Consider the following 18,540-nt stretch of genomic DNA (forward strand, 5'->3'; position numbering starts at 1 on the left):
GCATCAAAATTCGACGCCTTTCTGCGCCTTAACGCCGACCTTGAACGCATGCTTGACCAACGCCATCTCGGTGACGGTATCCGCCGCCTCGACCAGACCCGGCGGGGCGCCGCGGCCGGTGACCACCACGTGCTGCAGCAGCGGCCGCGACTCGATGTCGGCAAGCACCGGGGCCAGCTCCAGGTAGCCGTACTTCAGGGCGATGTTCAGTTCGTCGAGCACCACCAGGCCGATCTCGGGATCGGCCAGCAGCTCGGCCGCAACCGCCCAGGCTTCGCGGGCCTTGGCGATGTCACGCTGGCGATCCTGGGTTTCCCAGGTGAAGCCCTCGCCCATCACGTGGTAGCGCACCTCGTCCGGGAAGCGCCGGAAGAATGCCTCCTCGCCGGTGCTGGCCGCGCCCTTGATGAATTGCACCACGCCGACCTTGATGCCATGGCCGAGCGCACGCGCCACCATGCCGAAAGCCGAACTGCTCTTGCCCTTGCCATTACCGGTGTGCACCAGCAGCAAGCCGTACTCGTCCTGCGCCTCGGCAATCTTCTCGTCGATCAGCGCCTTCTTGCGCTGCATGCGTGCCTTGTGGCGATCGTCGCGTTCGCTGGACTCGCTCATGCGCGGGCCTCGTCACGCTGCCCGGCCCAGGCGCGCAGGCCGACGAACAGCAGCGCAGCGACGCCGACATACAGCGCCAGGGTCGAAAGGTAGCGCGGGTAATAGGTGGCGATGCGCTCGGCCAGCAGCGCCAGGGTCGGCTCGGGATAGCGCCCGGAGAAATAGAGGAAGCCGCCGCCGGAGAACAGGTAGCAGACGAAGGCGCTGGCCATCACGCACAGCGCCAGGGTCGCCAGGCTGCTGAACTGGTCACGATGCAGACGGGCGTACAGGCGGCCGCCCAGCCACAGCGAACCGTAAGCCGGCACCAGCATCCAGTACGCCGGCGACATGCACCAGTCGCTGACCCCGGCCCACTGGATGGCGGCGAAATCCAGCAGCGAAGCCTCGAGAAACAGTGCCGGAAACACCCACTTCGGCCGCACCAGCACGCCGGCGAGGAAGAACACCGCCCAGGACGCGCTCGGCAGGTTGACGCTGGCGAAGTGCTGTCCGCGGGTCATGGCCAGCAGCGCGGCAAGCGCGAGGCCGACCAGCAGCTGGTATCTCGGGGCAAGCTTGATCATTGCAGTCTCCTTCTGTGGGCGCGGGCGACATGCCCGCGCCGCGGTCTTACAGCGCCTGGTAGCGCACGGTCAGGTAAGCGGCCTGGCCGGGCTGGTTGTAGCCCTCGGCGGTCTCAAAGTCGGCGTCCAGCAGGTTGGCGACGCGCGCCTGCAGGCGCCACTCCGGGGTGATGCGGTATTCGCCACGCAGGTCGAGCGTGGCGTAGCCGGACAGCTCGCGGGTGTTGGCCAGGTCGTCATAACGCTGCCCCTCGGCGTGCAGGCTGGCGCCGACGCTGAAGGCACCGAGCCGACGGTCGAGGTCAAGGTTGAACAGCTGCTTGGCCCGGCGCGCCAGCTCGTTGCCGCGGTTGGCCCCGGCGGAGCGGTTCTCCGGCTCCAGCAGGCTGTAGTTGGCGTTCCAGTCCCAACCGAACAATTGGCTGCCGAGCACCAGCTCGACCCCGCGGATACGCGCTTCCTGCACGTTGGCCGGCGCGGAAATGCTGGCGTCATAGGCGATGAGGTCATCGACCACGGTGCGATAGGCATTCACCACCCAGTGGCCCCAGCCATGCTGCCCGGCAAGGCCGACTTCGAGGCTCTCGGAGGTTTCAGCATCCAGCTCGGGATTGCCGTAGTCGGGGAAATACAGCTCGTTGAAGGTCGGCGCCTTGAATGCCGTGCCATAGCTGATGGTGCCGCGCAACCAGTCGGTCAGCGCATAGCCGTAGCCGATGTTGCCGGTGTCGTGCTGGCCGAACTGCTCGTTATCATCACGTCGCAGCGACAGCTGCCAGTCATGGCGGCCGACCTCGCCCAGGTACTGAGCGAAATAGCCGTCGTTGTCCCGGGAGTCCTCGGCATACAGCGTGGTGCCGTTAACCTCGTCGCGCTGGTGGTCGGCACCCAGGATCAGCGTATGCCCGGCGGCCAGCTGGATATCGTTCTGCCAGCTGAGCGTGTCGCGACGGCTGTCGAAGCGTGAATAGAACTGCCCGTCCTGATAGGCATCGGATTTGTCTTCGCTGCGCCCGGCCTGCAGCGTCACCAGCCAGGGTTCCAGCGGACTGAAGCGCGCACGGGTGCCGAAGACCCTCGACTCACCATCGGCATTGGCGCCGAAACCGGACGTGCGGGCCCGATTTACGCTGTCGTAGTCGTTATGGGATTTGGCCTGCAGCAGGTTGGCGTCCAGCTCCAGGCCGTTGTCGAAGCGGTATCCGGCGCTCAGCGTCGCGGACAGGTTGCGATAGCCATCGGCATCACGTTCGTAGCCGCTGGTGTCCGCCGACTTGACGTTGATGCCGTCGGTGTCCGAGCCACTGACGCCCAGGCTGTACCAGCCACGACCGTCACCACCGGAAACGCCGACGCTGCCCGTGTAGGTGTCATGGGTGCCGTAACCGGCCGAGAAGAACGGCTTGACGCCCTGCCCCTGGCCCTTGCGGGTGAATATTTGGATCACCCCGCCGATGGCTTCCGAGCCATACAGGCTGGAACGTGGGCCGCGTACGACTTCGATGCGCTCGATCAGCTCCAGCGGCAGATCCTGCAGGGCCGCGCCGCCGCCCGAGACCGATCCGATCTTGATGCCGTCGATCATCACCAGCACGTGATCGGATTCGGTGCCGCGCATGAACAGCGAGGTGGACTTGCCGGGCCCGCCGTTGTTGGCCAGCGATACGCCAGGCACCTGCTTGAGCAGCTCGGGCAGCGAACTGGCCTGGCTGCGTTCGATCCGCTCGCGGTCGATCACGGTCACCGCGGCCAGGCTCTGCTGAGCCGTCTGCGCGGTGCGGGTGGCGGTCACCACCTGCTGCTGGAGATCCAGCGGGGCTGCGGCCAGCTGGCCAATGGAAAGGGGAAAACTGCCGAACAGCACATAGGCCGCTGGCTTGAAACGGGGCTTGCAAGTCAAGGTACAGGTCTCCGTCGTGCCCACCCGCACGACTGAAAGTCGACGAAGACAGACGGAGGAACCGCAAAAGGAAGTGAATACCGCGAGGGATATGCACCCGCCCAGCGCCCGCCGCACTGTCAGTGAAATGCGACAGGCCGGTCTCCGGGCTTGCGAGCGTACGCCTTGCGGCGTCCCGAAACCGCGCCTTCCCATGCGTTGAGCACAGTGGCTATTAGGGTTTCTCGACTCGCCTACCGTTGCGGGGGCAGCGCCGGAATCTTCGTGAGAATGGACCGGCTTCCCTGTTTCACCCCCTCGCTGAAGAGGGGGCACCTGAGGCGACGCGGAGGTTAGTCCAAGGCCGGGCTTGGCGCAACCACGGGGTTGCCGCAGCGCCCTGCAATTTCCGCTTGCATCTCGGCGCTCGGAACGGCGGACGCCAAAAGGCTTCGAATGCAACAATGCCAGCAATCAGCCAGGACCCATATCCGACGCCCATGACCAGCATCGTGCAGATTTCCGACACCCATTTCGGTACCGAACAACCTTCCGTGGTCCAGGCCCTGGAGGACCATGTACGCGAACACCGGGCCGACCTGCTGGTGTTCTCCGGTGACATCACCCAGCGCGCCCGTCGCGGGCAGTTCGCCAGTGCCGCCGCTTTCGTGCGCCGCGTGCAGGCCGATGGCGTCGGTGAGACGCTGGTGATTCCGGGCAATCACGACATCCCGCTGTACAACCTCTTCGCCCGCCTGTTCACGCCATACGGCAACTACCGGCGACACTTCGGCGATGAGCTGGAGCCGGTATTCGAGAACGACGACATGCTGGTGATCGGGCTCAATACCACCCATCCGCGCCGGCACAAGGACGGCGTGGTGACGGGGCGACAAGTGGAGCGTGTGGCGCAGCGGCTGGCCGATGGCAACCCGCACAAGATTCGCATCGTGGTCGCCCACCAGCCATTCGGCGCGATGGTGCCGAGCGATCTGAGCAACCTGCAGCACGGCGCCGAACCCGCGCTGCAGCGCTGGGCCGAGCACGGGCTGGACCTGGTCATGGGCGGGCACATCCATCTGCCCTACGTGCTGCCGTTGTCCAAGCAGTACAGCGGTCTCGCGCGGGAGATCTGGATGGTGCAGGCCGGCACCACGCTCTCGACCCGCCTGCGTGGCACCTCGCCAAACTCCTTCAACCGGTTGAAGCTGCATCCCGGCGAACAGAAGAAGGTCTGCGTCGAGCGCTGGGACCTGCTCGACGGTCGCTTCGTGCTGGGATCGCACTTCAACCTGAGCTGGTGACCCGCGCTCGCACGCGAACCGCGGTCAGCCCACCGACAGGCCGACCAGATAGACACCGGCGAAGCCGATGTTGAAGGCGATGAACAGGTAGAGCATGTAGCGCAGGTAGCTGCCGAAGGTCAGCCCCGGCACCTTGCTCATGGCGACGATGCCCGACGCCGAACCAATCACCAGCAGCGAGCCGCCGACACCGACCGCATAGGTCAGCACCATCCATTCGGCGACACCCATTTCCAGCCCTGATTTCAGCAGCGCTGCGGTCAGCGGCACGTTGTCGATGGCCGCCGACATCACACCCATCAGGTAGTTGGCCATCACTGCAGGCACCTGGTCATAGATGTGCACCAGCCCGTCGAGCACGCGAATCTCCTTGAGCATGCCTACCAGCAGGAGGATGCCGAGGAAGAAGAACAGCGTCTCGAACTCCACCTGGCGCACGTATTCGAGAATCGGATCGGAGTCGTTGTCGTCGCTGAAGAAGCGCGCAACCAGGAACATCACCGAGAGGCCGGCGAGGAATGTCAGCACCGGCGGGATCTGGAACAGGAAGTTGCCGACAATGGTGCTGAGGATGGTGCACAGGAAGATCAGTGCAATCGCCACGTCGACACCGCGCACATCGTTGCGCTGGCCCTGCACCACCACCTCGCCCTTCATGCCGATCGACAGCATGGCGGCCAGCACCATCACCGCGACGAATGCCGGCACGGCCAGTGCCAGCAGCTGGAGGATCGCCACCTTGCCGGCGAGGAAGATCATCAGCGTGGTGACGTCGCCGGTAATCAGCGCGACCCCACCGGAGTTGACGGAGAAAACCACCAAGGTAGCGAACTTGATGGTCTTCGCCCGATCCAGCTGCAGCGAGAGAATCAGGGTGATGGAGACCAGCGTCGCGGTGATGTTGTCGGCGAGCGACGAGAACACGAAGCAGAAGGTCGCCGTGAGAAACAGCAAGGCCCGCTCGCTGATCCGCTTGGGCAACACCAGATAGATCAGGTTCTCGATCATGCCCTTCTTGTTCAGGTAGGCAACGAAGGTCATGGCCGCCACCAGGAAGATCCACAGCCCGGCGATCTCGGCGATGTTCTCGTTGAGGCTTTCCAGCACGGTTTCGCGCGCCTCGCCCACCGGAGTGAAGATGAACAAGAGCAGCCAGGCCAAGGTGCCGAAGAACAGCGTCACCTTGGCCTTGTTCACGTGGGTAATTTCTTCGAGCACGACGCCAAGCAGCGCCGCGACCGCCAGTGCAATCAGCACGTACGTCAGCAATTCAGGCATATCTCACCTAATGGGAAGTGGGGAAAAAGGGGCTGTGCGCGACCGAACGACGCACGGGGAGAAATTGGGGATGCGCATGGTAGCCAAAGCGCCAGGCGAGCGAAATCACCGCATGTCAAACGGAGAGTGTTTCAGCATGTGAGTACGACTAAAGACAGGACGTCTACGACGGGGGTTCTATGCGGATGACGCTCAGGGGTTGCGGGCCAGTTGCTCCTGGTCGAGCACGCGCTTGGCGCCCAGATAACTCTTATTCCAGTAGCCGGCGGTAAGACTGTCCAGGCGTACCGTGCCGCCAGAAGATGGCGCGTGAACGAAGCGGTCTTCGCCAACGTAGATGCCCGCGTGGCTGACCCGGCGCCCACCGCTGGTAGCGAAGAACACCAGATCACCGGGCTGCAATGCGTCGCGCCGTACGGAGGGGCCGCGCAGATTGCTCATGGCCTGAGTGGTGCGAGGGAGCTGGATGCCGGCTGCGCCGCGGTAGACGTAGCCGATCAGGCCACTGCAGTCGAAACCGCTATCCGGCGTGTTGCCACCCCAGCGATAAGGGGTGCCGACCAGACCAATCGCACTGAACAGCACGTCTTCAGCGGCGCCAGGTACGGGCTGTTGGTGGACCCTGGGTGTCTGCACGACAGGCGACGTGGGTGCCTTTCCGGCACAGGCGGTAAGCAGCACAGTCAGAACAACGAGCGTGAGACGAGCCGGATAGTGCATGGCAGAGCGGTCCAGGCAAATGAGCCATCACTCTGCCGGCATGTGCGGGAAGACGCAACCCCCGCAGGTCGCGGGATCAGTGCTGGGCTGTGTGCGGAACCAGATCGGACGCCAGGGCCAGCACGCGTTTTGCTTCCATGTAGCTGGCGCGCCAGTAACGGTCATCCAGGCTGTCGACGCGCACTCCACCGCTGCGGCTGCTGGAGGCGTGGATGAACTGGTCATCGCCGATGTAGATGCCGGCGTGGCTGACCCGGCCACGGCCACGGTTGTTGAAGAACACCACGTCACCGGGTTCCAGCTCGTTGCGCTTGACCACCGGTGCGTCGAGATTGATCAGCTCGCGAGTGGAGCGCGGCAGCTCGAGACCTGCCTCCTTGCGGAACAGAAAGCCAACGAAGCCGCTGCAGTCGAAACCGCTCTTCACCGAGCTGCCACCGTAGCGATACGGGGTACCGACCAGGGTGAAGCCACGCTCGAGAATGCTGTCAGCCAGCTGCGGCAGCTGGTAGTCGTGCTCATCGGTAAGCTCTGCCAGCGACTGCTCTTCGCTCTTTTCGAGCGCGTCGAAGTCGAATCCGGCCAGGGGATGGTGTTGCGACAGACGAGGCGCGTCGGCTTGCTGCTCGGTCTGTACAGGCTGGCCGGCGCAGGCGGTCAGCAGGGCGATGAGTGCGAGAGGCACGAGGGGTGCGAAGCGTTGGCGCATGGGCACAGCCGTGTCGGTGATTTCAAAGTGCCGGCGACTATGCCCGCTATTGCTTCGATGATCAAATTCAATCGGACGAAATGTGACGAACCAGCTGCGACAAAACGTCTGCGGCCCTCCCTTGCAGAAGTACGTCCGCCAGCGGACTGATTTCGGTGGCTTGCAGGTTCACCTCGACGACCGAGCCGCCGGCCTGACGCACCCGCCATACCGGCTCGAGGATGTAGCCGAAGCTCGCCGTGGTTCCAACCACCAGCACGGTGTCGAAGCCGAGTTGCACCTGTTGCTGCAATGCAGTCAGGGCGGATTCCGGCAGCATCTCCTCGAACAGCACCACGGCAGGACGCAACACCCCGTCGCAAGTCAGGCAGCGCGGCGGCAATGGCTGATCCAGCAGCGAACGCAGTGGACGTCCGTCGACCTTGCCGCAGCCCATGCACGACAGCGGCGCCAGCTGACCGTGAATCTCGATCAAGCGATCGGGCGGACTGCCGGCTCGGCGGTGGAAGCCATCGATGTTCTGCGTGAGCACCCAGGTGCCGGGTTTGCGCCGCTGCAGCTCGGCGATGGCGAAGTGGCCGGCATTGGGTTCGGCCTGCAGGCAGGCCCGCCCGATTTCGGCCAGGTACTTCCAGCACAACGCCGGATCACGCCGCAGCGTCGGCCCGGATAGCGCCACCTCGATCGGCAGGCCGTCTTCGGTTTCGCCGTTATAGAGGCCGCCGAGGCCACGGTAGGTGGGCAACCCGGAGTCGGCCGACAGCCCGGCCCCGGTGATGATCAGAATGCGTTCGGCGCCGCTCAGCGCCTGGGCGGCCTTGTCGATATCCATGAATGTCGCGAACCCGTTTCGGTGGCACTCCCCCCGATCGTGCGGGGAACCGATGGCCGCGTCGCGACCACGGCCATCAGCCTACGAATAGCCGCGCCTGACTGCAAAGGCATTCGCCCCCGCTCAGCCCAGCTGGGCCTGGAACAGCACCGCGTAGCCCAAAGCACACAACAGCCAGGCCGGCAGCGGGCCGAGCAGCCAGCGCCAGCCCCACCATTGCGGCACGAAGCCGACGCCATGCACGAAGCCGGCGGAAATACCCCACATCACCAGCATCAGCTGCGGGTGACTGTAGCCTCCCTGCCCGTCCAGCATCGCCGCCGGATGGATCAGCAGGACCAGCGCCAGCGGCGCGGCCAGCACTAGAGAAAGTACGCGACCGAACGCGCCGTAGCAGCGCCCCTGCGCGCGACTGCTCACGGCTCGGCGTCCAAGTCCTGAGTGGCTTCCAGCCACAGCGCATTGATGATGCCGAAGCTGCTGGCCAGCAGCACGCCGAGAATCCAGGTGAAGTACCACATAGTCGTCTCTCCTTGGCGGGCGGGCACGGCGGCCCGCCCGCGCGGTCAGTACAGCCCGTGGGGGTTGGCTTCGATGGTTTTCTGGGTGAGCCGGCCCCACATGCGCACGTAGCTCCACAGCGTGTAGCAGAGGATCAACGGCACGAAGATGCAGGCCACAACGAACATGATGCCCAGCGTCTTCTGACTTGAGACCGCATCCCAGATGGTCAGGCTCGAGGCCGGATCGAGGCTCGACGGGAAGACGAAGGGAAACAGCGCAAAGCCCGCGGTACAGATGCTGCCGACGATCATCAGACTGGTTCCGACGAAGCTCACCCCACCGCTGTTGCGGCTGGAGCCGAGCAGCGCCAGCAACGCCCCGAGGATGCCCGCGGCCGGCGCGATCAAGGTGACCGGATAGCGGCCGTAGTTGGCCAACCAGCCGATATTGTCCTGGGCCACCTGCTTGTCCAGCAGCGGATTGAGCGCGGCGCCCGGATCGCTGACCGACAGCTGGCTGAAGCCCTGAATGCCCAGCGCCAGCCAGACACCCGCCGCGACGAAGCCGAACAGGAACACCAGCACGCACAGGCGCGTGGCCTGCCGCGAGCGCTCAGCCAACGCGCCGTCGGTGCGCAGCATCAGCCAGGCGCCACCGTGGGCGCTGAGCATGCTCAGGCTGACGATGCCGCAGAGCAGCGCGAACGGGTTGAGCAGCGCGAAGAACGAGCCCTGATAGGTCGAGCGCATCAGCTCGTCCAGCTGGAACGGCAGGCCGAGGAACAGGTTGCCGAAGGCCACGCCGAACACCAGCGCCGGCACCGCACCGCCGACGAACAACGCCCAGTCCCAGGCGCTGCGCCAGCGCGGGTCTTCCACCTTGCTGCGATAGTCGAAGCCCACCGGGCGGCAGAACAGCGCGAACAGCACCAGCAGCATCGCCCAGTACAGGCCGGAAAATGCCACCGCATAGACCATCGGCCAGGCAGCGAACAGCGCACCACCGGCGGTGATGAACCACACCTGGTTGCCATCCCAGTGTGGCGCGATGGTGTTAATCGCCACGCGTCGCTCGTTGTCGGTCTTGCCGACGAAGGGCATCAGTGCCATGGCGCCCATGTCGAAGCCATCGGTCAGGGCGAAGCCGATCAGCAACACGCCGATCAGCACCCACCAGATGAGCTTGAGCACTTCGTAATCGAACATCTCGTATCTCCCTCAGACGCTGCCAGGTTGGGAAGACAGGCCGCTCGGCTGCGCCGACGCCACCCGTGCTTCACGTACGTCCCGTTCGAAGTGATAACGACCGGTGTGCAGACTGCTCGGCCCAAGCCGTGCGAAGCGGATCATCAGGAACATCTCGATCACCAGCAGCAGGCTGTAGAAGGCCACCAGGGCGATCAGCGAGCCCCAGATATCGCCCGCCGCCAGCGTCGAGGTGGACAGATGGGTCGGCAGTACCTCGGCGATCGACCATGGCTGACGGCCATGCTCGGCGACGTACCAGCCGGTCTGCGCGGCGATCCACGGCAGCGGCAGGCTGAACAGCGCAAACTTCAGCAGCCAGGGCTTGGTCTCGGCATTGCGCTTGATCGATGCCCAGCTCGCCAGGGCAAACAGCAGCAACATCAGAAAGCCGGCGGCGACCATCACGCGGAAGGTCCAGAACAGGCTGAACACATTGGGGATAGTGTCCAGCGCGGCGAGTTTGATCTGCTCCTCGCTAGCATCGACCACATCGGCGGTGTACTTCTTCAGCAACAGCCCGTAGCCCAAGTCCTGCTTGACCTCATTGAACGCGGCGATGGCTTCGGCCGACTTGTCGCCGCTACGCAGCACCTGCAGCCGCTCGTAGGCGAGCATGCCGTTGCGGATGCGCAGCTCATGCTCGGCGACCAGCTGCTTGATGCCCTTGACCTCCTCATCCAGCGAGCGCGTGGCGATCAGTCCCAGTGCGTAGGGGATCTTCACTTCGTAATCGGTGCGCATCTCCTGCTGATTGGGCAGGCCGAACAGGGTGAAGCCGGCCGGCGCCGGATGGGTGTCCCACTCGGCCTCGATGGCCGCCAGCTTGACCTTCTGCACGTCACCAATCTCGTAGCCGGATTCGTCGCCAAGAATGATCACCGAGATCGTCGATGCCAGGCCGAACACCGCGGCGATGGCGAACGAACGGCGGGCAAAGCCCAGGTCGCGCTTCTTCAATAGATAGAAGGAAGAAATCGCCAGCACGAAAATCGCCCCGGTGACATAACCCGCGGACACGGTGTGGACGAACTTGACCTGCGCCACCGGGTTGAACAGCAGCGCTCCGAAGTCCACCAGCTCCATGCGCATGGTCTCGAAGTTGAACTCAGAGCCGACCGGGTTCTGCATCCAGCCATTAGCGATGAGGATCCAGAGCGCCGAGAGATTCGAGCCCAGCGCCACCAGCCAGGTCACCGCCAGGTGCTGCACCTTGGAGAGCCGGTCCCAGCCGAAGAAGAACAGGCCGATGAAGGTGGACTCGAGGAAGAACGCCATCAACCCCTCGATGGCCAGCGGCGCGCCGAAGATGTCGCCGACGTAGTGGCTGTAGTAGGCCCAGTTGGTACCGAACTGGAATTCCATGGTCAGTCCGGTGGTGACGCCTAGGGCGAAGTTGATGCCGAACAGCTTGCCCCAGAACTTGGTCATGTCCTGGTAGACCTGCTTGCCGGTCATCACGTAGACCGATTCCATGATCGCCAGCAGGAACGCCAGCCCCAGGGTCAACGGCACGAAGAGAAAGTGATACATCGCCGTCATGGCGAACTGCAGGCGTGATAGATCGACAACGCTTTCCGAGATCATCTCGGCCCTCCCTCGGGGATCGAACCCCGCGAATCAAGCAAATGGTCGGCAACGCGCACCGAACCGTTCTCGGGAATGCTGGGAGCATCGAACCAGACGTTTTTTATAATCATGAGGATCGCGACCTTGACCAGCACTACCAGCACGACGTCTCGCCTGAGCGATGACTTGAACATGCCTACCTCCTTGCGTGACCGCCCGAGCGCCTGGCGCTCCGGCAGCATGTTGCGATTGAAGGCCCCCTTGGGGTGGGGGCCGACATCCGGGCGCGACGCCTGGACTCAATCGCGGTACCCCGAACCACCCGTGGAAGCTGCTCTGGTTCGAGGCAGGCAAAGTGTCCGGCGCACCCTGCAAGCGGACAACTGCGACAGCCTGCCCCACCCACTCGCGGCAATCTGTGCCAGAGCGGCGCTGCGCTCCAAACAAGAAGTGACACCGGCGAGCGACGCCGGGTCAGGCGCGACGCGATCGCCACGCTGCGGCGCCCTGTCGCAGTCATGGCACACGCAGCCAGCGGCGAAATCCGTTGCCGGCCGTGCTCGAGAGCGGGCTCCAGGCGAAGTCCCAGGGCGCCAGCGGCAGCTCCTCCGCCTCGGCGGCGAGCGGGCGGCCGCCCTGGCGCACCCGTGGCTTCCAGTCGAACACATGCTCGCTGTCGCCTCGCCAGCCGAGCACGATGCCGATTGCCGGGCTGTCATCGCTGGCGACCCAACGCGCTGCGGCGGCGAGCATCATGGCCTCGATATGCTCCGGCTCGACCAGCTCGCGGTAGTCAGAGGCCAGCAACCAGCGGCAGACGCCGAGGTGGAAGGTCCAGTCCAGCGCCAGCTGGCAGCCGTAGGCCCAGGTCATGAACTGACGAAAGATCTCCAGTCCCTCTGGCGGGTCAAGTTTGAGCAGCCGCGGACAGACATCGAACAGCGCATGCCAGTACGGCAGCAACTTGGCATCCAGATGCACGAAGCTGCGGGCGTTGCTGGGGTAGTCGGGAAAAGGCAGCCGATAGCTCACGCGGCTATCGGCGCGGGTGAATCGTTCCATCATGGTCATGGTGAAATCCCCTGGATCGACTGGGCCGTCGGAAGGCTCCGACAGGTAGCCGTCTCGTCCGCTGCTACTGGGCGGAAGGACGGCGAATCACGTCAATCAGGAAATCTCAGGGCGCGCGCGGATTCAGTGCCGGCCAGTGGTGGCGCGGGCCATAACGCTCAATCGGTGGTAGCGGATTCGCGCTTGTCGTGCGCCGCCCCAGCCAGGCCAAGGCGAACAGTGCGACGATGGCGAGGAAAACCGAACTGCACAGTGGGCAGTCGAGGGCATGCTGCGACAGGTCATGTAAATCGGAGGGAAGCGCGCCGAGACCGGTGCCGCCATCGTCGCCGGTGACGCAGAACGCGTCCTGCCCCATGGCGAGTCCGAAGCCCACATGGGTGGCGTGGTTCAGACTGCAGACAAAGGCATTGAGCAGGATGCAGGAGAAGAGCACCCATACGATCTGCGCACGCTTGTCTTTGACGATGGTCATGTTTCGACTTTACACCGCACGCCTCTGGACGGCGCTGCGCCAAACCGTCGCAGCGGCCTCAGTGGTTGACGGTGAACGCCAGCATCGCCGAGAGCTGACACAGCGGACGGCCGCTTTCCGCGTGCCACTGATTGAACGCAGCCTGCACCGCAGCCTGGTCACGCTGACTGCTGGGCACCTTGTCGACGATTTCCTGCGCCTTGAGCGCGGCTACCACGTCATTGCTGGGGACGAAGGTGTCCTTGCCGGCCATGCGCAGCAGGCGCGGGGCCGACAGGCCGCCGAGCTGACTGCCGTGCTTGGTCAGGTAACGCCACAGGCCGACGATGTCACTGCTCGGCCAATCGGCCAGCAGCTTGCCGAAGCTGCCCCTTTCCTTGACCACGTCGAGCACGAACTGAGCGTTGCGCGGCACGCTCTTGAGCTTGCCGAGATGGCGAATCAGCCGGGTGTCCTGCATCAGTCGCTCGATGTGCTCGCCGCCCATCAGCACGACTTTTTCCGGATCGAAACCAAAGAATGCCTGCTCGAACGCCGGCCACTTGGCATCCACCAGGCTGTGCTTGAGACCGGCGCGGAAGATGCGCAGGCTGATCAACGAGAGGTAGCGATCATCGGAAACGCCGCGCAGTTCGTCGGCGCTGCGCGGTTGCGGCAGGCGGGCTTCCAGCGCCGCGGCCGAGCCGAAGCGGTTGAGGCAGTATTCGTGTAGCCATTTGTAGTCTTGCATGGTTCGGATCCGATGGTGACGGCAGCGGCACAGGGTGCCGCTGACGAGCCGGCCTCGCAAGTCCACCGCCACTGACGCAGCGGGGCGGCAGCGGTCGGGTGGCACCGCTTGGTGCGCGTCTTATCTGCCCTGACGCCAGGCGCGCAGACGGTGGACAAGCTTCGCGTTGTCCACCCTACGAGCAGAACGTCGTTCGCGTGCGAGCCGGCTCAGCCGCGCAGCCGCTGCGCCGCCTGACGCAGCATCTGCTCGGTCGCCATCCACCCAAGGCAGCCGTCGGTGATCGACACGCCGTAGCGCAATTCACCGGACAGCGGCTGGCAACCATCGAACAGATGGCTCTCCAGCATGACGCCACGCAGGCTCATGTCGCCAGCCAGGCGCTGCTCGATCACCGACTCCAGCACCGCCGGCTGACGCAATGGGTCCTTGCCGCTGTTGGCGTGGCTGCAATCGACCATGATGCGCGGGGCGATGCCTTGCTTTTCCAGCGCACGACGGGCAGCAGCGACACTGTCCGCGTCATAGTTGGGCGCTCCGTGGCCGCCGCGCAGGACCAGATGGGTATCCGGATTGCCGCGCGTCTGCAGCAGTGCCGGATGGCCGAGATCGTCGATGCCGAAGTGCTGGTGCGGATGTTCCGCTGAGCGCATGGCGTCGCAGGCGATGCCCAGGCTGCCATCGGTACCGTTCTTGAAGCCCACCGGCAGGTCCAGCCCGCTGACCAGCTCGCGATGGATCTGCGATTCGCTGGTGCGCGCGCCAATGGCAGCCCAGCCGAGTAGATCGTCGAAGTACCCGGCCGCCAGCGGCTGCAGCAGCTCGGTGGCGATCGGCAGACCGGTTTCGAGAATATCCAGCATCAGGCGGCGCGACAGGTGCAGCCCCTCGGCCATGTTGCCGCTGCCGTCCAGGTGCGGGTCGTAGACCAGACCTTTCCAGCCGACGGTGGTGCGCGGCTTTTCCACATAGGCGCGCATCACCAGCAGCAACTGGTCGCTGACTTCGGGCGCAAGCGCGGCGAGACGCTCGGCGTGCTCGAGCGCGGCGACCGGATCGTGCAGGGAACAGGGTCCGACGACGACCAGCAGGCGCGGATCGCGGCCGTCGAGCACGGCGCGTATGGCGTTGCGGTCGTTATGGATGCGTGCGGCAAGGGCGTCGCTCGAGGGCAGACGCTGGCGCAATACGGCGGGGCTGGGCAGCGGCTGCGCGCTACGGCGGGCAATGCTGGCTTCGGCGGTGGCGGCGGTTTTTTGGGCAAGTACGGTGGCGGATGCATTCATGATCTGGCGGTTCCTTCTGCCGACGCGGGTAGTCCGCGGCGGCGCTAGTCGGGTGTTCGTTCGCGTGCTGTCTGTTCGGCGTCGAAGCGGCTAAATCGCCAGTCGTAGCGGTAATAACGATCGGTGCGGTAAGTAGTCATGGCGTGGTTCCTCGTTGCGTTGGGCCAGAGTGGCCGAAAAAACAAAACCCCCGGTCGGGTGGCCGACCGGGGGTTCGAAAACTGCTCTGGTGGCGACCCTGCTTGCTAGGGCGCCTGTGGGGTATCAGGCGCGCCTGTGGCTAAACCAATACCCAAAGTAATAGCCGCCAGCCGCGACAACCTGACCACGCAACTGCGCGGCGCGTGCGACACCAGCGTTGGCGAGGGACAGGGAAGCGAGGCTGACGGGCATGCTGTTCTCCGATATATGTGCCGAACCATACTCCAGCGCACTTCAGTGTTTCAACCGCCATATTCGGGAAATACCGGCCAGCGTATGTTGAGCTTCGGCGTTACGCGCCTCGACCGCAACCCACGATCACCTCGGCACAAGAGCGGCGGAGCGTCGTTGTCGATACGCGGGACTGTAATTGTAAGGGTGCCCTCGCCGAGGCGCCGAGCGCGCCACGGTGGCACCCTACGATAACCACCGGCAGCGAGGGCGATTCCATGCAAAAGCGTACGCCGAAACCGCAAGCAGTACACCCGATAGATATCTCGGTGTACCCCCCAGTGGCTGTCGATCTGGCCCGGTTGGGCCAAGCCCCATGAAGCCCAACGGGCAGTACACCAGAGCATTTACAGAGGCGTCGATGCTGAACGACACCAGGAACTGGCCATGCCTCAGGCCGGCACGCCGAGGATCACGTTCGACGCCTTGATGATCGCCGTGGCATTCACGCCCGGCTCGAGCCCCAGCTCCTTCACGGCGTCCCGGGTGACCACCGAGGTCACCTCGGTGCCGCCCGGCAGCGTCAGGATCACCTCGCTGTTCACCGAGCCCGGTTCCACATGCTTCACCACGCCGCGCAGTTGGTTGCGTGCGGAGAGGCGCACGTCGTCGCCCTCGCAGACCAGCATGACCCAGGGCGCCTTGACGATGGCTAGCACGTCCTTGCCGACGGCCAGTTCCAGAGCCGACACGCTCTCCATGGTGACGACCGAGGCCAGGCTGTCGCCCTGGCCCAGATCGATCGTCACCAGTGCATTGACCGCACCGGGCTGCAGCGCCAGGACGGTTCCCTTGAATACGTTGCGAGCACTTACCTTCATATCAAAACCTCCGTGTCGCCTTTGCGACATCGTTATATGATTAACTACATAGAATTGTCGGAAAGTGGACCTGCACCAACGGATGAACTGTACCCGCATGGGTTATAGCGGCGAAACCACAGGAAACCCGGCGATGGCATACCGCTTGCTTTATATAAACGGTGACAGATAAAGAATGGATGAAGCCCATGAACGCGACCCGCTTCCTCGCCCGCATGTCGCTGGAAACCGACGTCGGCACGGCCCTGAGCGATACCCGCATCCGCCTGCTGGAGTCGATCGAGCGTGAAGGCTCGATCAACCGCGCCGCCAAGGCCGTACCGCTGTCCTACAAGGCGGCCTGGGATGCCATCGACACCATGAACAACCTGGCGCCCGAGCCTCTGGTCAGGCGCGTCGCTGGCGGCCGCCAGGGCGGCGGCACCCAGCTCACCGACTACGGGCGGCGCATCGTGGCCATGTACCGCGCCCTGGAAATCGAATACCAGGCCACGCTCGACCGGCTGACCGAACGACTCGAGGAGGTGAACGGTGGCGATGTCCAGTCGTTCCAGAAACTCATGCAGCGCATGAGCATGAAGACCAGCGCCCGCAACCAGTTCTCCGGCACGGTCACCGGGCTGCGGGTCGGCGGCGTCGACTACGAGGTACGCATCCAGCTCGACCCGCAGACCGAGATCGCCGCCATCATCACCCGCGCCAGCGCGGAGAACCTGGGCCTGGCCATCGGTCGCGAGGTGTGTGCGCTGGTCAAGTCGTCCTCGGTGATGCTGGTTACCGACCACACGGTGAAGCTCACCGCGCGCAACCAGCTCTGGGGCGAGATCTCGGCGATCCACGAAGGCCCGGTGAACAGCGAGGTGACCCTGACGCTGCCGTCCGGACGCAGCGTGACCTGCGTGGTCACCGCCGAGAGCTGCCATGCGCTGGGCCTGGCGCCGGGCGTCCAGGCCGGCGCCTTCTTCAAGGCGTCCAGCGTGATCCTGGCGGTATACGAATGATTCCGAGAACCACGCTTCACCCGTGACCCGATACCATCCCAACAGCAAGGAGTGTGACCATGAATAACCTGTCCCGCCTGTTCGTCGCCCTGGGCGCCGGCCTGCTGGCCTGCTCGGCCCAGGCCGCCGAAGTGACCATCGCCGTGGCGGCCAACTTCACCGCACCGATCAAGGAAATCGCCGAGGCCTTCGAGAAGGAGACCGGGCACAAGGTGGTGACTTCGCTCGGCCCCACCGGCGGCCTCTACACCCAGATCAAGAACGGCGCGCCCTTCGAAATCTTCCTCGCCGCCGACGACAGCACCCCGGCGAAGCTGGAGAGCGAAGGCGAGATCGTCCCCGGCTCGCGCTTCACCAACGCCATCGGCAAGCTGGTGCTCTGGTCGCCGCAAGAGGGCTACGTCGACGAACAGGGCGAAGTGCTGCAGAAGAACGACTTCAAGCACCTGTCCATCGCCAACCCGAAGACCGCCCCCTACGGCCTGGCCGCCACCCAGGTGCTGGACAAACTCGACCTGAGCGAGAGCGTCCGGGCGAAACTGGTCGAAGGCGGCAACATCACCCAGGCCTATCAGTTCGTCGCCACCGGCAACGCCGAGCTGGGCTTCGTCGCCCTCTCCCAGGTGTACAAGGATGGCAAGATCACCGGGGGCTCCTCCTGGATGATCCCGGGCGACATGTACGAGCCGATCCGCCAGGACGCGGTGATCCTGAAGAAGGGCGCCGACAACCCGGCGGCACAGGCCCTGGTCGACTACCTGAAAGGGCCGCAGGCCGCCAAGGTGATCACCGCGTACGGCTACGAGAACTGAGCCGCCATCCATGTCGCTGTCCAGCCACGATCTCGCCGCCGTCCGCCTCACGCTGGAGCTGGCCTCGCTGACCACGCTGCTGCTGCTGCTCATCGGCACGCCCATCGCCTGGTGGCTGGCGCGCACGCGGTCGCGGCTCAAGGGGCCGGTCGGCGCGGTGGTGGCCTTGCCGCTGGTGCTGCCGCCCACGGTGCTCGGCTTCTACCTGCTGGTCACCATGGGACCGCACGGCCCCGTGGGCGGGCTGACCCAGGCGCTGGGCCTGGGCACCCTGCCCTTCACCTTCGCCGGGCTGGTGGTGGGCTCGGTGTTCTACTCCATGCCGTTCGTCGTTCAGCCGCTGCAGAACGCCTTCGAGGCCATCGGCGAGCGGCCGCTGGAAGTGGCCGCCACCCTGCGCGCCGGCCCCTGGGACACCTTCTTCAGCGTGGTGCTGCCGCTGGCCAGGCCGGGCTTCGTCACCGCCTCGATCCTCGGCTTCGCGCATACCGTCGGCGAGTTCGGCGTGGTGCTGATGATCGGCGGCAACATCCCCGGCGTCACCCGCACGGTCTCGGTACAGATCTTCGATCACGTCGAAGCCATGGAATACTCCCAGGCGCACTGGCTGGCCGGCGGCATGGTGCTGTTCTCCTTCTTCGTGCTGCTGGCGCTCTACTCCGGCCGCCGCTTCAAGCCCGGCTTCAACTGAA

Annotated in this window: 21 protein-coding genes and 1 riboswitch; of the genes, 4 read left to right on the forward strand and 17 right to left on the reverse strand. The window is 64.7% G+C overall.

The genetic code is table 11. The features are described from left to right. Window positions 1–3 precede the first annotated feature (3 nt). The 3 genes from cobO to btuB are packed head-to-tail and all read right to left on the reverse strand — an operon-like array spanning window position 4 to window position 3,081. Window positions 4–615 (reverse strand): cob(I)yrinic acid a,c-diamide adenosyltransferase, encoded by a 612-nt coding sequence (gene cobO, locus P5704_006290; protein WOF80092.1) that lies wholly within the window; start codon window positions 613–615, stop codon window positions 4–6. Beyond that, entirely contained in the window at window positions 612–1,181 is a 570-nt protein-coding gene (locus P5704_006295; GenBank protein ID WOF80093.1) for a hypothetical protein, read from the reverse strand. Before P5704_006295 ends, cobO begins: the two co-directional genes overlap by 4 nt. 46 nt (window positions 1,182–1,227) lie before the next feature. Further along, window positions 1,228–3,081 (reverse strand): TonB-dependent vitamin B12 receptor, encoded by a 1,854-nt coding sequence (gene btuB, locus P5704_006300; GenBank protein WOF80094.1) that lies wholly within the window; start codon window positions 3,079–3,081, stop codon window positions 1,228–1,230. A gap of 117 nt (window positions 3,082–3,198) precedes the next feature. After that, a riboswitch (cobalamin riboswitch) is annotated at window positions 3,199–3,415 on the reverse strand. A 145-nt stretch (window positions 3,416–3,560) separates the two neighbouring features. Between btuB and P5704_006305 the strand changes: the two genes are divergently transcribed. Next, a complete protein-coding gene (locus P5704_006305) occupies window positions 3,561–4,364 on the forward strand; it encodes a metallophosphoesterase (GenBank protein ID WOF81183.1) in 804 nt (267 codons plus the stop codon). 24 nt (window positions 4,365–4,388) lie between these two features. Here the strand turns inward: P5704_006305 and nhaD are convergent, their stop codons facing one another. The 14 genes from nhaD to P5704_006375 form a co-directional block, all read right to left on the reverse strand. Continuing rightward, complete coding sequence (nhaD, locus tag P5704_006310) at window positions 4,389–5,642, reverse strand: sodium:proton antiporter NhaD (protein ID WOF80095.1); 1,254 nt, start codon at window positions 5,640–5,642, stop codon at window positions 4,389–4,391. 192 nt (window positions 5,643–5,834) lie between these two features. Further along, on the reverse strand, window positions 5,835–6,362 hold the full coding sequence (locus tag P5704_006315) for a C40 family peptidase (GenBank protein ID WOF80096.1): 528 nt from the start codon (window positions 6,360–6,362) through the stop codon (window positions 5,835–5,837). Window positions 6,363–6,438: 76 nt separating this feature from the next. Then, complete coding sequence (locus tag P5704_006320; protein ID WOF80097.1) at window positions 6,439–7,071, reverse strand: NlpC/P60 family protein; 633 nt, start codon at window positions 7,069–7,071, stop codon at window positions 6,439–6,441. 67 nt (window positions 7,072–7,138) lie between these two features. Continuing rightward, on the reverse strand, window positions 7,139–7,903 hold the full coding sequence (locus P5704_006325) for an NAD-dependent deacylase (GenBank protein ID WOF80098.1): 765 nt from the start codon (window positions 7,901–7,903) through the stop codon (window positions 7,139–7,141). A 123-nt stretch (window positions 7,904–8,026) separates the two neighbouring features. Further along, window positions 8,027–8,323 carry a cyd operon YbgE family protein gene (locus tag P5704_006330; protein ID WOF80099.1) on the reverse strand — a complete coding sequence of 99 codons (297 nt, stop codon included), beginning with the start codon at window positions 8,321–8,323 and terminating at the stop codon, window positions 8,027–8,029. Further along, window positions 8,320–8,424 carry a cytochrome bd-I oxidase subunit CydX gene (gene cydX, locus P5704_006335; GenBank protein WOF80100.1) on the reverse strand — a complete coding sequence of 35 codons (105 nt, stop codon included), beginning with the start codon at window positions 8,422–8,424 and terminating at the stop codon, window positions 8,320–8,322. Before cydX ends, P5704_006330 begins: the two co-directional genes overlap by 4 nt. Window positions 8,425–8,469: 45 nt before the next feature. Beyond that, window positions 8,470–9,612, reverse strand: a complete 1,143-nt coding sequence (cydB, locus tag P5704_006340) for a cytochrome d ubiquinol oxidase subunit II (protein ID WOF80101.1) — start codon at window positions 9,610–9,612, stop codon at window positions 8,470–8,472. A gap of 12 nt (window positions 9,613–9,624) precedes the next feature. Beyond that, window positions 9,625–11,238, reverse strand: a complete 1,614-nt coding sequence (locus tag P5704_006345; protein WOF80102.1) for a cytochrome ubiquinol oxidase subunit I — start codon at window positions 11,236–11,238, stop codon at window positions 9,625–9,627. Continuing rightward, complete coding sequence (locus P5704_006350) at window positions 11,235–11,414, reverse strand: hypothetical protein (protein ID WOF80103.1); 180 nt, start codon at window positions 11,412–11,414, stop codon at window positions 11,235–11,237. The genes P5704_006345 and P5704_006350 overlap by 4 nt, the downstream gene beginning before the upstream one ends. Before the next feature lie 322 nt (window positions 11,415–11,736). Then, window positions 11,737–12,291: a putative natural product biosynthesis protein gene (locus P5704_006355; GenBank protein ID WOF80104.1), complete on the reverse strand. Its 555-nt coding sequence runs from the start codon at window positions 12,289–12,291 to the stop codon at window positions 11,737–11,739. Between the two features lie 106 nt (window positions 12,292–12,397). Further along, entirely contained in the window at window positions 12,398–12,766 is a 369-nt protein-coding gene (locus P5704_006360; protein WOF80105.1) for a DUF2946 domain-containing protein, read from the reverse strand. A 58-nt stretch (window positions 12,767–12,824) separates the two neighbouring features. Next, complete coding sequence (locus tag P5704_006365) at window positions 12,825–13,496, reverse strand: DNA-3-methyladenine glycosylase I (protein ID WOF80106.1); 672 nt, start codon at window positions 13,494–13,496, stop codon at window positions 12,825–12,827. A 209-nt stretch (window positions 13,497–13,705) separates the two neighbouring features. Next, window positions 13,706–14,782, reverse strand: coding sequence for a 3-deoxy-7-phosphoheptulonate synthase (locus tag P5704_006370; GenBank protein ID WOF80107.1), 1,077 nt, complete (start codon window positions 14,780–14,782; stop codon window positions 13,706–13,708). A gap of 824 nt (window positions 14,783–15,606) precedes the next feature. Then, window positions 15,607–16,035, reverse strand: a complete 429-nt coding sequence (locus P5704_006375; GenBank protein ID WOF80108.1) for a TOBE domain-containing protein — start codon at window positions 16,033–16,035, stop codon at window positions 15,607–15,609. A 188-nt stretch (window positions 16,036–16,223) separates the two neighbouring features. Here P5704_006375 and P5704_006380 point away from each other — a divergent pair, with 188 nt between their 5' ends. The 3 genes from P5704_006380 to modB are packed head-to-tail and all read left to right on the forward strand — an operon-like array spanning window position 16,224 to window position 18,539. Further along, window positions 16,224–17,036: a TOBE domain-containing protein gene (locus P5704_006380; protein ID WOF80109.1), complete on the forward strand. Its 813-nt coding sequence runs from the start codon at window positions 16,224–16,226 to the stop codon at window positions 17,034–17,036. Window positions 17,037–17,095: 59 nt separating this feature from the next. Further along, window positions 17,096–17,848, forward strand: coding sequence for a molybdate ABC transporter substrate-binding protein (gene modA, locus P5704_006385; protein WOF80110.1), 753 nt, complete (start codon window positions 17,096–17,098; stop codon window positions 17,846–17,848). 10 nt (window positions 17,849–17,858) lie between these two features. Continuing rightward, entirely contained in the window at window positions 17,859–18,539 is a 681-nt protein-coding gene (gene modB / locus P5704_006390; protein WOF80111.1) for a molybdate ABC transporter permease subunit, read from the forward strand. Window position 18,540: the final 1 nt, after the last annotated feature.

It is taken from the genome of Pseudomonas sp. FeN3W, assembly GCA_030263805.2.
Classification (GTDB): domain Bacteria; phylum Pseudomonadota; class Gammaproteobacteria; order Pseudomonadales; family Pseudomonadaceae; genus Stutzerimonas; species Stutzerimonas stutzeri_G.

Excerpts from the sequence above, each read along its gene's own strand:
- cobO (WOF80092.1), bottom strand. The coding sequence starts at position 615 with ATGAGCGAGTCCAGCGAACGCGACGATCGCCACAAGGCACGCATGCAG.
- P5704_006295 (WOF80093.1), bottom strand. The coding sequence starts at position 1,181 with ATGATCAAGCTTGCCCCGAGATACCAGCTGCTGGTCGGCCTCGCGCTT.
- P5704_006305 (WOF81183.1), top strand. The coding sequence starts at position 3,561 with ATGACCAGCATCGTGCAGATTTCCGACACCCATTTCGGTACCGAACAA.
- nhaD (WOF80095.1), bottom strand. The coding sequence starts at position 5,642 with ATGCCTGAATTGCTGACGTACGTGCTGATTGCACTGGCGGTCGCGGCG.
- P5704_006315 (WOF80096.1), bottom strand. The coding sequence starts at position 6,362 with ATGCACTATCCGGCTCGTCTCACGCTCGTTGTTCTGACTGTGCTGCTT.
- P5704_006320 (WOF80097.1), bottom strand. The coding sequence starts at position 7,071 with ATGCGCCAACGCTTCGCACCCCTCGTGCCTCTCGCACTCATCGCCCTG.
- P5704_006325 (WOF80098.1), bottom strand. The coding sequence starts at position 7,903 with ATGGATATCGACAAGGCCGCCCAGGCGCTGAGCGGCGCCGAACGCATT.
- cydX (WOF80100.1), bottom strand. The coding sequence starts at position 8,424 with ATGTGGTACTTCACCTGGATTCTCGGCGTGCTGCTGGCCAGCAGCTTC.
- cydB (WOF80101.1), bottom strand. The coding sequence starts at position 9,612 with ATGTTCGATTACGAAGTGCTCAAGCTCATCTGGTGGGTGCTGATCGGC.
- P5704_006345 (WOF80102.1), bottom strand. The coding sequence starts at position 11,238 with ATGATCTCGGAAAGCGTTGTCGATCTATCACGCCTGCAGTTCGCCATG.
- P5704_006350 (WOF80103.1), bottom strand. The coding sequence starts at position 11,414 with ATGTTCAAGTCATCGCTCAGGCGAGACGTCGTGCTGGTAGTGCTGGTC.
- P5704_006355 (WOF80104.1), bottom strand. The coding sequence starts at position 12,291 with ATGACCATGATGGAACGATTCACCCGCGCCGATAGCCGCGTGAGCTAT.
- P5704_006360 (WOF80105.1), bottom strand. The coding sequence starts at position 12,766 with ATGACCATCGTCAAAGACAAGCGTGCGCAGATCGTATGGGTGCTCTTC.
- P5704_006365 (WOF80106.1), bottom strand. The coding sequence starts at position 13,496 with ATGCAAGACTACAAATGGCTACACGAATACTGCCTCAACCGCTTCGGC.
- P5704_006370 (WOF80107.1), bottom strand. The coding sequence starts at position 14,782 with ATGAATGCATCCGCCACCGTACTTGCCCAAAAAACCGCCGCCACCGCC.
- P5704_006375 (WOF80108.1), bottom strand. The coding sequence starts at position 16,035 with ATGAAGGTAAGTGCTCGCAACGTATTCAAGGGAACCGTCCTGGCGCTG.
- P5704_006380 (WOF80109.1), top strand. The coding sequence starts at position 16,224 with ATGAACGCGACCCGCTTCCTCGCCCGCATGTCGCTGGAAACCGACGTC.
- modA (WOF80110.1), top strand. The coding sequence starts at position 17,096 with ATGAATAACCTGTCCCGCCTGTTCGTCGCCCTGGGCGCCGGCCTGCTG.
- modB (WOF80111.1), top strand. The coding sequence starts at position 17,859 with ATGTCGCTGTCCAGCCACGATCTCGCCGCCGTCCGCCTCACGCTGGAG.